Origin of the sequence: Bradyrhizobium sp. Pha-3, from assembly GCF_042258615.1 — a bacterium.
Taxonomy (GTDB): domain Bacteria; phylum Pseudomonadota; class Alphaproteobacteria; order Rhizobiales; family Xanthobacteraceae; genus Bradyrhizobium.
Genome location: NZ_CP170152.1, coordinates 1183174 through 1195600 on the forward strand (window position 1 = coordinate 1183174; position 12427 = coordinate 1195600).

Annotated in this window: 12 protein-coding genes, 1 tRNA gene and 1 pseudogene; 8 read left to right on the forward strand and 6 right to left on the reverse strand. The window is 59.0% G+C overall.

Annotated elements, in window-relative coordinates; all coding sequences use genetic code 11:
- The first annotated feature begins 44 nt into the window (after nucleotides 1–44).
- From ACE10Z_RS05480 to ACE10Z_RS05495, 4 genes are all read left to right on the forward strand, one after another.
- Entirely contained in the window at nucleotides 45–1298 is a 1254-nt protein-coding gene (locus ACE10Z_RS05480) for a threonine/serine exporter ThrE family protein (RefSeq protein WP_375787029.1), read from the forward strand.
- A 26-nt stretch (nucleotides 1299–1324) separates the two neighbouring features.
- The gene (locus tag ACE10Z_RS05485; protein ID WP_375787030.1) at nucleotides 1325–1699 is read left to right on the forward strand and encodes a carboxymuconolactone decarboxylase family protein; all 375 of its coding nucleotides are present in this window, start codon (nucleotides 1325–1327) and stop codon (nucleotides 1697–1699) included.
- Nucleotides 1700–1784: 85 nt separating this feature from the next.
- Nucleotides 1785–3698, forward strand: coding sequence for a potassium transporter Kup (locus tag ACE10Z_RS05490; RefSeq protein WP_375787031.1), 1914 nt, complete (start codon nucleotides 1785–1787; stop codon nucleotides 3696–3698).
- Nucleotides 3699–3772: 74 nt separating this feature from the next.
- Nucleotides 3773–5389 carry an MFS transporter gene (locus ACE10Z_RS05495; protein ID WP_375787032.1) on the forward strand — a complete coding sequence of 539 codons (1617 nt, stop codon included), beginning with the start codon at nucleotides 3773–3775 and terminating at the stop codon, nucleotides 5387–5389.
- A 324-nt stretch (nucleotides 5390–5713) separates the two neighbouring features.
- On the opposite strand, the gene ACE10Z_RS05500 is transcribed toward ACE10Z_RS05495, so the two are convergent.
- Entirely contained in the window at nucleotides 5714–5896 is a 183-nt protein-coding gene (locus ACE10Z_RS05500) for a hypothetical protein (protein WP_375787033.1), read from the reverse strand.
- An 857-nt stretch (nucleotides 5897–6753) separates the two neighbouring features.
- On the opposite strand from ACE10Z_RS05500, the gene ACE10Z_RS05505 reads away from it, so the two are divergent.
- The 3 genes from ACE10Z_RS05505 (at nucleotide 6754) to ACE10Z_RS05515 (ending at nucleotide 8109) form a co-directional block, all read left to right on the forward strand.
- Nucleotides 6754–6942 (forward strand): hypothetical protein, encoded by a 189-nt coding sequence (locus ACE10Z_RS05505; RefSeq protein WP_375787034.1) that lies wholly within the window; start codon nucleotides 6754–6756, stop codon nucleotides 6940–6942.
- A complete protein-coding gene (locus ACE10Z_RS05510) occupies nucleotides 6939–7148 on the forward strand; it encodes a hypothetical protein (protein WP_375787035.1) in 210 nt (69 codons plus the stop codon). The genes ACE10Z_RS05505 and ACE10Z_RS05510 overlap by 4 nt, the downstream gene beginning before the upstream one ends.
- Nucleotides 7149–7272: 124 nt before the next feature.
- On the forward strand, nucleotides 7273–8109 hold the full coding sequence (locus tag ACE10Z_RS05515) for an alpha/beta fold hydrolase (RefSeq protein WP_375787036.1): 837 nt from the start codon (nucleotides 7273–7275) through the stop codon (nucleotides 8107–8109).
- A gap of 332 nt (nucleotides 8110–8441) precedes the next feature.
- Here ACE10Z_RS05515 and ACE10Z_RS05520 read toward each other — a convergent pair whose 3' ends face one another.
- Nucleotides 8442–8630 carry a hypothetical protein gene (locus ACE10Z_RS05520; RefSeq protein ID WP_375787037.1) on the reverse strand — a complete coding sequence of 63 codons (189 nt, stop codon included), beginning with the start codon at nucleotides 8628–8630 and terminating at the stop codon, nucleotides 8442–8444.
- Between the two features lie 350 nt (nucleotides 8631–8980).
- Between ACE10Z_RS05520 and ACE10Z_RS05525 the strand changes: the two genes are divergently transcribed.
- Complete coding sequence (locus tag ACE10Z_RS05525) at nucleotides 8981–9052, forward strand: SEL1-like repeat protein (protein WP_375790116.1); 72 nt, start codon at nucleotides 8981–8983, stop codon at nucleotides 9050–9052.
- 495 nt (nucleotides 9053–9547) lie between these two features.
- Here the strand turns inward: ACE10Z_RS05525 and ACE10Z_RS05530 are convergent, their stop codons facing one another.
- The 4 genes and pseudogenes from ACE10Z_RS05530 to ACE10Z_RS05545 form a co-directional block, all read right to left on the reverse strand.
- Nucleotides 9548–9799, reverse strand: a complete 252-nt coding sequence (locus ACE10Z_RS05530) for a hypothetical protein (protein ID WP_375787038.1) — start codon at nucleotides 9797–9799, stop codon at nucleotides 9548–9550.
- A gap of 96 nt (nucleotides 9800–9895) precedes the next feature.
- Nucleotides 9896–10446 (reverse strand): annotated as a pseudogene (locus ACE10Z_RS05535) (transposase); the annotation flags it as partial.
- Between the two features lie 194 nt (nucleotides 10447–10640).
- The gene (locus ACE10Z_RS05540; RefSeq protein WP_375787039.1) at nucleotides 10641–12146 is read right to left on the reverse strand and encodes a tyrosine-type recombinase/integrase; all 1506 of its coding nucleotides are present in this window, start codon (nucleotides 12144–12146) and stop codon (nucleotides 10641–10643) included.
- A gap of 90 nt (nucleotides 12147–12236) precedes the next feature.
- Nucleotides 12237–12321, reverse strand: a tRNA-Leu gene (locus tag ACE10Z_RS05545).
- Nucleotides 12322–12427: the final 106 nt, after the last annotated feature.

Sequence of the window (12427 nt, forward strand, 5' to 3'; positions counted from 1 at the left end):
ACCTTGTGCGCACCCAGTTCCAACGTCCGGGGTCGGAACACGTCATGACCGACGAAGCATGTTCCAGGCTGGGTTTGGCGATCGCGAGAGTCCTCTATGTCAACGGCCAGGCAACCGACCAGGTCATCGCTGCGATACAGCGGCTCTGCGGCACGCTCGGCGCAAGGGCGGAGCTATTGCCACGCTGGGGCGAGCTAAAGTTGCGCGTGGACAAGGGGGAAGCTACGCGAACGTCGTATGTTGCGGTGGATCCAGCCGGCGTTGACATGGACCGGGTTGCTTCTGCGATGCAGGTGGTCACGGACATCGAGGTTGGTAGTCTTTCACCAGTCGAGGCGCGTGGTCTAATCGACGTCGTCGCACAGGAGCCGCCGGCACCGACTTGGCTGTTCGGGCTTGCCGCGGCAACCGGTGCGGTTGCGTTAGCAATTATTTTCGGCATTCAACACCTGCCAGCCGTAATGGTGATCTTCGTCAGCGCAGGCGTAGGCGGTTTGCTTCGCCGCTTTATTGCGAGGGTGAACACGAACATCTTCGTCCAGCCGTTTTGCGCGGCGCTGCTAGCAGGCCTAGTCGGTGGATTGGCAGTGTACTACCAGTTGAGTACGGCGCTCCGGCTCGTTGTGGTTTGCCCCTGTATGGTGTTGGTGCCGGGACCGCACATCCTCAACGGCGCGATGGACCTGATCGGCGGGCGCATTCACCTCGGCGCCGCGCGGCTGATCTATGCCGCCCTGGTCATTGGCTCGATCTCAATTGGGCTGCTGCTCGGGCTCCTGCCGTTCCACGTGTCGTTGCCGATTGATCCATCTGGCCAGACAGTGCCGTTGTGGCTTGATGTAACCGCGGCCGGTGTCGCGGTAGCGTGCTATAGTGTATTCTTCTCGAGCCCGCTGAAGATGCTGCCATGGCCAATCGCCGTCGGCATGCTCGCCCATGCCTTGCGTTGGATTGCGATCGTCGAATTCGGCTTCGGCGTGACAGCGGGCGCGTTCGTGGCCTGCCTCGTTGTCGGCTTGCTACTCACACCGGTTTCACGTCGCTGCAACCTACCGTTCGCGGCTATCGGCTTTGCGTCCGTCGTGTCGATGATCCCGGGGGTCTACGTCTTCAGAATGATGAGTGGGCTGACGCAGATTGCTGCGACGGCAGAGGCCACGTCGGAGCTTGTCGGCCGCACGATTGCGGACGGCGTCATTGCCGTCGCCGTCATACTGGCCATGAGTTTCGGCTTGATCATACCGAAGATGGCCATCGATAACTTTTGTGACTGGCGCCGCAAATCCCGGGACGATTGAACAAGCCCAAGTGAAGGAGAACTGCGATGATGCTTGACTGGAACACGTATCGACAGCAATTGAAGGTAGGCGTCGGCGAACTTGGAAAGATAAATCCAAACGTCGTCGGGGGCTATGTCCAGATGAGCGGGGCAGGAAGCAAGTCGAATCTCCTTAGTCCGAAAGTGCGAGAGCTCATCGCCCTGGCCGTCGCCGTGACCGCCCGCTGCGACGGCTGCATCACAATTCATGTCGACGCTGCGATAAGAAATGGCGCGACCCTAGATGAGATTGCCGAAGCTCTTGGCGTCGCCATTTCCGTGAATGCGGGGGCCGCCATGGTCTATACGACGCGGGTCATGGACGCATTTCACCAGCACCCGAACCGCGTCGGGCAAGTGTCCGGTTCGGCGGATCGCTAGCCGATGGAATGAGGCTTATTCGGATAGAACCGCGTGTGCCGGACGCGGTGCTCCAGAGCGCTTAACTGTCGTGAGTCGCAGGTGGATGCCCCTTTCACCGATCTCTTCTTCACTGGATAGTCCTTCAAAGCTCGTGGAAGACGGTGCGCGGTATTCGCCGAGCCGCACCGCAATTCTGGTCGCACTTGGAGTCGTTTACGGCGACCTGGGGACCAGTCCACTCTACACGCTTCAGACGATCGAACACCTGATGGGGCACGATTTCACGCCCGAAGCAGCGCTCGGCTCGGTGTCCCTGATCTTTTGGTCATTGATCATTACGATTTCTGTCAAGTATGGCGTATTCGTCATGCGGGCCGACAATCATGGCGAAGGCGGGATACTCGCGTTGATGGCAATGACAGGCGCGCAGTGGTCGGGGCGAGCGCGGTGGCCGGTGATCTTCGGATTGTTCGGGGCGGCTTTGATTTATGGCGACGGCATCATTACGCCCTCCATCTCCGTACTAAGCGCCGTGGAAGGCCTGAATGCCGCAACCCCGATTTTTGAGCCCTACACATTGCCGATCGCGGCCCTTATCCTGGTCGCGCTTTTCTCAGTCCAGAACAGAGGAACGGCGAGGGTCGGCAAAGTGTTCGGCCCAGTCATGCTGGTCTGGTTCGGGACGTTGGCCATGCTCGGCGTCGGGGGGATCATGCGCAATCCACAGGTACTTGGCGCGGTCAATCCGATTCATGGACTTCGCCTGCTGGGATCACACGGAACGCTGGGCTTTTCGGTTCTCAGCGGAGTCTTTTTGGCGCTCACGGGAGGTGAGGCGCTGTATGCAGACATGGGCAATGTGGGGCGGCGTGCGATCCGCATTGCTTGGTATTCGGTCGTGTTGCCGGCGCTTGTGCTCAACTATGCTGGACAGGTGGCAAATTTTATCGACGCTCCTGAATTGGGGCCAAACCCATTCTTTAAACTCGCTCCGGGCTGGGCGGTCTGCCCGCTGGTTGGGCTGGCGACAATTGCAACCGTTATCGCGAGTCAAGCCATTATCACGGGATCCTTTTCGATGACCAGGCGAGCCATGCAGTTAGGTTGGCTGCCTGGGCTTCGGATCGACCAGACGTCTGCAGAGGAGTATGGCCAAATCTACATACCATTCGTCAATAGGAGCATGATGCTATTCACGGTCGCCTTGGCCATGAGCTTCGGTGATTCGGCCCGTCTCGCAGGCGCGTATGGTATGGCAGTCTCGACGACGATGGTCTTGACGACGGTTCTCCTTTACGAGGCTATGCGACGCCGCTGGGGTTGGACGCGTGATCTGGCGCTCGTCGTCGCAGGGCCGCTGCTTGCGATCGATCTCGCGTTCTTTTCAGCAAATCTGTCCAAGATCTCGAGCGGCGGTTGGATTCCACTAACCCTTGGCATGTTTGTGTTCGCAATAATGACCACATGGCGTTACGGTGTAGCGGCGGTAAACCGGTGCAATGTCAGAAGTTCGCTGCGGCCAGCCGAATTTTTTGCTCGGCTGCGAGACAAGAAAATCGTGCGCGTACAGGGCACAGGCCTATTCCTGACGCGGCTTCGTCACAGCGTGCCGCCCCTTATCGTCAACCACGTTGAGCGGGAGCGATCGCTTCACGAGACGGTCGTTGCATTATCCGTCAGTTTCGAAAGTATACCCAGAGTGCCGGTGCCTGATCGGATGCGTTGCCAATATCGTGGCCAAGGGCTCTGGCACGTCACCATTCGTTTTGGCTTCGTCGAGAGTCCCGACCTGCCTTCGATAGTGTCTCAAGCGAGAAGGGTGGGAATACCTATGCGAGACGAACTGACCTACTATGTTGAGCGTCACGATCCCATAAGCCGGCAGGACCGCCCCGCTGTTTCGCGCTGGCGTGTTGCGTTGTTCGCATTTATGTCCCGGAACTCTGCTCATGCGGTCGATCGCTTCAAAATACCTCCGAATGCGCTCGTTGAGGTCGGGCGAAGGGTCGAACTCTAGCCAGCCCGTGTAGATCAAGAAAGACAGTGTAGTACTGCGTTTACGCTCCGATCAGCCGAGTGGAGAGCATGAATATGCCTGACGCCAATGCCGATTCATCTCCGGCCGTGCAGGTCTCCCCCTGGATCGCGTTTCGCCATGAGACGTTCACGGTGGTTTGGCTCGCAACTGTCGTCGCGAATGTTGGCACCTGGATGTACAATGCAGCGTCCGGATGGCTGATGACAAGCCTTGATGCCGATCCGCTCACGGTTTCTCTGGTTCAGGTCGCAAGCAACTTGCCGATGTTTCTTTTTGCGCTGCCTGCTGGCGCATTGGCGGACATCATCGACAAGCGCCGTTTCCTGATCGCCGCAGAGATAATCCTCACGGTCGTAGCGGCAGGAAGCGCAGTGCTGGTCGCGCTAAATCTCGTTACTCCATCGATTCTGCTCTTGTTTACCTTTTTGCTCGGTGCGGGCGCTGCGTTCACCGCGCCAGCATGGCAGTCGGTTGTGCCCGAACTGGTTCCGAAGCAAGATCTCGCCGCAGCGGTGGCCAGCAACGGCGTCGGCGTCAACATCAGCAGAGCAATTGGTCCAGCGCTAGGCGGCGTGATCATCGGTGGATTGGGCATCGCGGCACCGTTCTGGATCAACGCGATAAGCAACTTCGCGGTCATCGGAGCGCTGCTTTGGTGGCATACGCCGTCCTCGAAGGGAAGCGGGCTTCCGCCGGAACGTCTCATCAGTGCCCTTGTAATCGGCTTCCGGCACGCGCGGTACAATCAAGGTCTTCGCGCAACGCTCATTCGAGCGGTCGCATTCTTCTTCTTCGCGAGCGCGTATTGGGCGTTGCTTCCGCTCGTCGCGCGCAACCAGATTACGGGCGGTCCCACCCTCTACGGCCTGCTGCTCGGCGCGATCGGTCTTGGCGCTGTCGTCGGCGCTTTCGGGCTACCGGTGCTGAGAAAGGCCTTAGGACCTGACCGACTCGTCGCGGTCGGCACGCTCGGTACGGCGCTATGTCTGATCCTGCTCGGCGCTGCACGCTATCCGGCGCTTGGCCTTGGGGCTTGCCTGCTCGCGGGAGTTTCATGGATCGCCGCCATCGCAACTCTCAACGTCTCGGTTCAGGTCTCGCTGCCGGATTGGGTACGCGGCCGTGGCCTGGCAATGTTTGTCACTGTCTTTTTCGGTGCGATGACCGCCGGAAGCGCACTTTGGGGACAATTGGCCTCGGGACTCGGGTTGCCGATGGCGCACTTCATCGCCGCTGCAGGCGCTATCGCGGGTGCGGTGCTGACCTGGCGCTGGAAACTGCAGCCCGGCGCTGGCGGGGATCTCGCGCCTTCCATGCATTGGCCAGCGCCGATCCTAGCCATCGATGCCGACGCGGATCGCGGTCCGGTGCTGGTTACAATCGAGTACCTTATCGCCGCGGAAAAGCGTGAAGCTTTTATCGCAACCGTCAGGGAGTTGGGGCAGCAGCGGCAGCGAGATGGCGCCTATGCCTGGGACCTCTTCGAGGATGCTGGCGAGAGTGGGCGCTTCCTCGAAACCTTCATGGTGGTATCCTGGATCGAGCATCTCCGGCAGCACGAGCGCGTCACGAACGCGGACAGGATCATTCAGGATTGCATTCGCGAATTTGGTGCGACGGCCGAGCCGAAAGTTACACATTTTGTGGCAGCTAAGCTGAGGTCCAACTGAGCCGTCCACTCGAAGCGGCGAGTTCGTTGCGGGAGGGACGCGTTGCTATTTGCAGCAAGGGCGCGGCGAGTGGTCTTGATGCTGACGTCAGAAAGGCGGCAAAGCCTGGGAGCGCGATCGTCTCCGTGGGATATCTAGCGCCCTTCTTGACCGAAACGATCGTTGAGGTCGCACTAGCGTCGGCAGGTGACGAGCGCGGGCGGCGCGAGCGCGAGGACAATTGTTTGTCAAAAAGTGAGCTCGTCCGTTTTGCGGACGAGCTAAGTTGGGGAGGACGTCGTGGAACAGCGTCTCGACGTTGCATCATGCAACTTAGGGAACGCCTCAAAAGGCTGCGGCCTCGTCCCATACTTCGTCGGGAACACCATTTTTCTGTCGCTCAGGTTCAGCGAAAGCGGCGGCGCGAGGTAATGCTTTGGGCGCGTCAACATCTAAGACTTTCTCAGCTCGCCGCTCGTAGTCGTCGGCAAGGGCTTTGAGCTGATCCGCAATCGCGCGATCGGTCATGGTTCGAGCGACCCGGAGCAAAGTCCGCGCTGTTTCCATGTATGATTTGCCTCGTCGCGATACCGGGTGTGTCATAGCGCCCTCGCACTGTTCCCGAACAGCTGTCTGAAGTCAGTATTGAGCAGAGACAACCAACTTCGATCGCTCTGCCGACGAGCTTTGAATCGATCGACACACCTCCTTGAGCAAAGGGGGGTTCGCCACGAGTAGTGTCGAACAAGACCAAACCTGCCATCACAGACCGCGCATCGCTTGGCGCTGCCATGTGTTGGACTCTCAGAGCTCTGGTGCATTGTTGTCTCCTCTTGGCTTTAACGTAATTGTTCGTCGGTCATTGCGTTTCCTTGTGTACTCCCGGTGGTCCGCCGGCTGTTGCGCGATCAGTTTCATCTGCGGCAATGCTACGGTTACTGCAAGATAGGTCGTTCGTGAGAAGCTGTCTCGTTAGGCGTCGTAAGGGGAGGTTAAAAGGTGTTTGGAAGTGAAAGTCAGCGCCTTCAGAACTGCCGTCTGAAACCGGAGCAATCCATGGCGAGAGGAGCGGGCGCGCAGATGTCGAGTTCGCCGTTAGTTCGCATCGGAGCCTCGCATCTGAGATCCTCTGAAAATTCGCGGCTTACAACGGCTAACGACCTCTAACTAGACATAACGAGCAATTGCCGTGCTTCCGTGCAATGGTCAGAAACGCCGGTCGCAATGACGTCCATCGATCAAAGTAGGTGACAACGGAATGCTTGCGTCCGGCCTTGTCACGGCGTTTCGATGCCCTTGTCGTGGCGTCGGCTAGTGGTTCTCGAATGTACGCGGGATGGTCTTTCAATGATGGGCTCATCACCGGTTCAGATTTTGGAGCGAGTATGGGTGAGGTTGTTCGACTTGTCCGAGCATCGGAGCGTGAGCAGGCACGTCTGATACGTGAAGCCCGCGCGATATACGAGAGTATCTTCCCATCAGCTGGGCCGATCCGGGAGTCGTGTAAGGACGGTCCGGTTGGTGGCTCCGGTCGCAGCTTAAGCCCTCTTCCCGGCGACGGGGATCTCTCGTGATCTGGATCGTCGCAGTGCTTTGCAGTTTGTCGTCTCCGACCAGCTGCCACGAGCAGGTTGTTACCACCTCAAGCTTCGCCGACGTGTCGATGCAGTCGTGCCTGATCGGTGCTCCGCAACTTGCTGAATGGATGACGCAGCATCCCGCCGAGCGTCTAGCCGCATGGCGGTGTGTTATCGGTAAGCGCGATGGCAGAGGCGCATGAGCGGAGCGACGCATCTTGAGCCCGTGTGATTGCTGCATCCGCCGCATTCTCTCCGGTGCTTACCGCCGGTCCGAAGGTGTCATGAGGATCCCTCAAACCAGCACAGCAAGCAGGAGCTACCACCATGTCATTTGTTACGACCAAAGACGGGGTCGAGATCTTCTTCAAGGATTGGGGGCCGAAGAGCGCTCAGCCAATCGTCTTCCATCACGGTTGGCCGCTGAGCTCGGATGACTGGGATGCGCAGATGCTCTTCTTCCTTTGTCAAGGGTTCCGCGTCGTCGCGCATGACCGTCGCGGGCACGGCCGTTCCACTCAAGTTGGTGACGGTCACGACATGGACCATTATGCTGCCGATGCCTCGGCCGTGACCGCGCATCTCAACCTGAAGAATGCTATCCATATCGGTCATTCGACCGGCGGCGGCGAAGTTGCTCGCTATGTCGCGCGATATGGTCAGCCGCAGGGCCGCGTCGCGAAGGCTGTTCTGGTCAGTGCCGTTCCGCCGCTGATGCTCAAGACCGAGAAGAAAACTGACGGCACGCCGATAGAGGTGTTCGACGGCCTCCGCAAGGCGCTGGCCGCCAACCGGGCTCAGTTCTTCCTTGATGTGGCATCGGGTCCGTTCTACGGGTTCAATCGTCCGGGCGCGAAGGTCTCTCAGGGGGTCATCGACAATTGGTGGCGCCAAGGCATGATGGGTGGCGCTGACGCGCATTATGAGGGCATCAAGGCCTTCTCAGAGACCGACCAGACGGACGACCTGAAAGCGATCTCGGTACCGACGCTCGTCATCCAAGGCGACGACGATCAGGTCGTGCCCTACAGGGACGCGGCGGCGCTTCAGGTCAAACTGATCAAGAACAGCAAACTCAAGATCTACCCCGGCTATCCCCATGGGATGCTCACGACGCACGCGGACGTGATCAACCCGGATATTCTGGCCTTCATCAAGAGCTAGGCGATTGTACCGTGGGAGCGCCGAGTCTGAGTTGCCGCGTAGCAGGTCAGGCTCGGCGCGATCCATGAGGATCCAGCAAGCCTCGTACGCTCACAGACCCCTGCACGGCTAGATGTTCGACAATATCCGGTGGCACGTCCCTAGGAAATCGGCGTTCAAGCCCCTGTGTGACTAACTCAGCCACCCCCTTGGCTTTTCGCGCGGTGTAAGGGTCTTTTGAGAAGAATGCGGGGTTAGACTCTGCGAAGACGAGCGATGTCCAGTAGTCGGACCTGTGGCTCCGGCTGCGACAATCATGGCGATCTCACGCGTCACGTGTCGCTCAATATCTGTCACTTACGGTAAATCAAAGATAGTTTGTATTCCTTGTCTGCTCCGAGAGGCAGGAGCGGCTCACCAAGCCAATCGGGCGAAACGGGTTCCGCTTCACCTGGTCTTAAGCGGCTAGATAAAGCTATTTCAGGTATGCCGTTCCGATCGATAAGGCGGTTCGTTTGTAGTTTGCCGCGCTCGTCGACCATGGGACTCTGCGCGTCATCGAAATGCCCAAGGATACAAACGGCGTGCACACCGGGGAGAAGGCCGCCGCCGGGCACCAAAAGCAACGTCTGACGTCGATTGATCCGGAGATCATTCGGACGATCGAGGCGCCGGACCCTACGGGGCAAGACGACTACGCTGGGGTTGGAAGAGACCGCCAAGGACTGGCCGAGTGACCCCGGGACGGAAAATGGAGGACAAAAGCCAAGTTTGGTGTGCTCGGATTGCTCCGCCTCACTGGCACGGCAGTGCTAAAAAACGAAGGTGAGGCCTTTCGCCTTTTCACGCAGCCGAGCAAGGCAATCCAAGAGCGCAGGCCGTGGTCGGCCTGATGTATGAAAAAGGGCAAGGTGTCCAAAAGAACGCTGCTACGGCGGTTTCTTGGTATAGGCGGAGTGCGTAGTTGCCCAGGTCTTGAATTACAGCACGTTTGGAAAGGATGAGGGAGGAAGTGAGCTTGCCGGCTTGTCGAAGCTGGTCGGCAGGGATGCTCCGGAGGCGAGCTTCTAGTATCAATCCGGAGGCCGATGCAAATATAGATTGCATGTCGGAGCGAGCATCGACGGGGCTATGACCGGCAACAAGCAGGTCGACTTGGATGAGTTCGATCCAAAGAACATCACGTTCTCGTACGATTACACGAAGGCGCTATGGGGGAGTGATGGGGTCGGAACGATTACTAGTCATCTCGGCGAGCCCATAGCCATAGCACAGCTGGATCTAGCTCGACTGCAGCGGGGTTGGACCCTTGTGTACACTCGATACTGTAAGGGCAGGCAGAGAGCATTCTGATTGTACGCATCCGGCGAAGGCCCCACGCAAACCGTTTTTTGGCGGAGGGCTGATCGCGCCTAAGCGGCTTGAGTGATGCTTTTCGGGGCTTTGGCCCTTCTCGTGCTCATCGCGGTTTACCACTTCGGTTAGGAATGAACGGACCCGTCTCCCGGATCTGGCGAGCTACGCGCTCCAACAGATCCGGGAGCGCAAGCGTCGTATCCATGTCGGCCTGACACGAGAAACCGTTGCCGTGCTCGCCGCCCATCACGATCAGCAGCACGCCGCCGCTTTGCGGGATCTGTCCACCACCGAGGCCGACCTTCTCGCGGATCTCGCGGCATAGCTCGTCATATTTTCCCTTTCCCAATGCCATCGCTCGTCCTTTCGTCGCTCGCGGTTGGGAGTGTACATCGCGGGCTGTCCAAGCCAGTCCGTAGGAGGCCGTATCGCAGTCTCGACAGTATCGCCCTTAAGCGGCGTGAGCAACGCTTTGAGGCTGCCACTTCCAAGGCAGCAGTTCGTCAATGCGCTTGGCAGGGTGATCCGGTAGGCGCGCCAGCAGGTCGGCAAGCCAAGCCTGCGGGTCGATGTCATTGAGCTTGGGGGTGGCGACGAGGGTGTAGATCGCAGCCGCACGCCGGCCGCCCTCATCGGACCCGGCGAAGGTCCAAATTTTGCGCCCCACTGCGACCGCCCGTAGCTCACGCTCAGCAGCATTGTTCGACATGCAAAGCCGTCCGTCATCAAGGAAGTGACTAAATGCATCCCAGCGGCTGAGGCATTAATTGATCGCTTTGGTCGTGTCGTTGCCTCGGCCGCGATCGGCGCCTTGGTGAGCTGTACCAGATCAAAGAACTTGCGTCTGCCGTGCGCCCAGCACGCGGCCTCGATGATCGGGCCGCCCTTGTGATCGGCCTCGTAGAGCCTGCCAAAACCGGCGTAGGCGTCGGCCTGCATCAGTCCGGCATAGCCGGCCAGATGCTGCTCCGGATGCGCACCGCCACGATCAGGCGAGTAGAACCGCCGGATCGTACAGAGCCAACTTTTGGCACTGCAGTCGATGATGGGCCATTGGACGGGACAAGCTTTTGTCGAAGGCACAATTTCATTTTCCGGCCGTAGCTCAAACGGTTGGTTTTGATCCAGGAAAGTCGAAAATGCTTTGTCTTTCAATGGGGATTGACTGACACTCTCTCCGCCGCACTCCTTGAAGCTCAGGCCTGCGTGCTACCGCGCTTGATCGACATCACCTTCTTGGGATCGAGCCAGTGGTCGATCCGATCAGCCCAGTGCTGCATCAGCTTTGTGCGCGAGCCGATTAATGCGAGCGGTCCGTGCTTCTTGTAGAGCCCTTCCACAGTCGAATTGTCGAGATGCGCTAGCTGCAGCTCGACGACATCGCCATCCCACGCCTTGGCGTCCTTGATCTCTTCGTGGTGAGACAGCGTCGAGAAGGTGGTCCGAAATCCGTGGGCACAATGATCAGTCTTCGTGTCAATGCCAAGCAGCCGCAAGCGCTTGTTGAGCGTATTGTTGGATAGCGGCGAGTCCTTCGAGCAGGAAAAAGCGTATCGGCGATGGCCGGTAAGCTTCTGAACGCTGCGTAGGATTGCGAGTGCCTGTCGTGACAAAGGCACGACATGGTCCCAGCCGGTCTTCATTTTGGCGGCTGGAATAGTCCAGCGTTCGACATCCCAATCGACCTCGCTCCACTCCATTTCATTGACCATGCCGGGGCGGGGAATGGTCAGCGCATCGAAGCGCAAGGCAAGGCCAACAACGTCACTAAACCTCGCTCGCGTCCAGGGTATGCTGATGAGCTTGAAGACGCGCGTCACGTCGCGTGGTTCGGTAACGCCGGGACGCGGCGTCGAAATGTTGGCAATCATCTGTCCATTCAGGTTGCGGAATGGATTGTAGCCGTCGCCTTCGACATCGGCATAGTTGCAGATTTGCTCACCGATGCTGCGTACGCGGTCGCGGGTTTCCAGCTTTCCTTCGGCTTCGTATGAACGCATGAAGGCGAGCACGTCCGGACGCTTGATGTCCTGCCTGCACATCTTGCCGAAGCGTTTCTTGACGTAGCCGACGCGCAGCTCGATCACCTCGATGGTCTTGGGGTCGCGCACAGCGACGATCCTGCCGCGTTTGACCTTCTCCACCTTCTTCTTCGCGAGCCACTCGTCGGCCCATTGCCCGAAAGGCCGAGCGGCCGCCTGCCTGTGCTTGTCGAGTTGCTTCTCGGTGCTCGGGTCTTTGCCTTCCTTGAGCAGGTCCTTGGCCTTGTCGCGCTCACGCCGGGCGTCGGCCAGGGTGAATGTGCCATCCTTGCCGTTGCCGTAAGGGCCGATGGAGTAGAGTTTCTGGCGGCCATGGAAACGATAGCTCATTCGCCAGAGCTTGGAGGCGGCGTTGCCCGGCATGCTCTTGTCTGGCGTGACGAAGAGATAGAGACCGCCGCCGGTCGTGTCGGAAATCTTGGCGGGGCTCCACGCGTCCTTGTCCAACTTCGGTAGTGCGGCGCGGCAGTCGACGTCGGTCCTGATCTGCTTGGGGCTGGCGCACGCGCCACCGTTCTTGCGGGCCATCTGCTCAATTCCTTCGTCCGGAAAGGCGAAAGTCACCGTGAACGTTTGTTCTCCCGATACCAACACGATACCAACAAAAATACCAACAAATCGCGCGGCTGGGACCGGAGGAGAACAAACGGTGACGAACACCGATGTACGCGGAAATGCCTATTTTTCAATGGTTTCCGAGCACGGCGCGAACGGTTGCGGACGCTTTGGAACGGGCTCGAACAGCCTGGTTGGTGCCCCTGGCCGGAATCGAACCAGCACTCCTTGCGGAACTCGATTTTGAGTCGAGCGCGTCTACCAGTTCCGCCACAGGGGCATTCGCGGTGATCCAGGCCGAGACGGGCCGGGGTCGCGAAGCGCGGCGGACTATAGCGGGCGGCCCGTCACGGTCAACCCGCGCGGATGTGATTGTCTCGCGGCTC

Excerpts from the sequence above, each read along its gene's own strand:
- ACE10Z_RS05480 (WP_375787029.1), top strand. The coding sequence starts at position 45 with ATGACCGACGAAGCATGTTCCAGGCTGGGTTTGGCGATCGCGAGAGTC.
- ACE10Z_RS05485 (WP_375787030.1), top strand. The coding sequence starts at position 1,325 with ATGATGCTTGACTGGAACACGTATCGACAGCAATTGAAGGTAGGCGTC.
- ACE10Z_RS05490 (WP_375787031.1), top strand. The coding sequence starts at position 1,785 with ATGCCCCTTTCACCGATCTCTTCTTCACTGGATAGTCCTTCAAAGCTC.
- ACE10Z_RS05495 (WP_375787032.1), top strand. The coding sequence starts at position 3,773 with ATGCCTGACGCCAATGCCGATTCATCTCCGGCCGTGCAGGTCTCCCCC.
- ACE10Z_RS05500 (WP_375787033.1), bottom strand. The coding sequence starts at position 5,896 with ATGACCGATCGCGCGATTGCGGATCAGCTCAAAGCCCTTGCCGACGAC.
- ACE10Z_RS05505 (WP_375787034.1), top strand. The coding sequence starts at position 6,754 with ATGGGTGAGGTTGTTCGACTTGTCCGAGCATCGGAGCGTGAGCAGGCA.
- ACE10Z_RS05515 (WP_375787036.1), top strand. The coding sequence starts at position 7,273 with ATGTCATTTGTTACGACCAAAGACGGGGTCGAGATCTTCTTCAAGGAT.
- ACE10Z_RS05520 (WP_375787037.1), bottom strand. The coding sequence starts at position 8,630 with ATGGTCGACGAGCGCGGCAAACTACAAACGAACCGCCTTATCGATCGG.
- ACE10Z_RS05530 (WP_375787038.1), bottom strand. The coding sequence starts at position 9,799 with ATGGCATTGGGAAAGGGAAAATATGACGAGCTATGCCGCGAGATCCGC.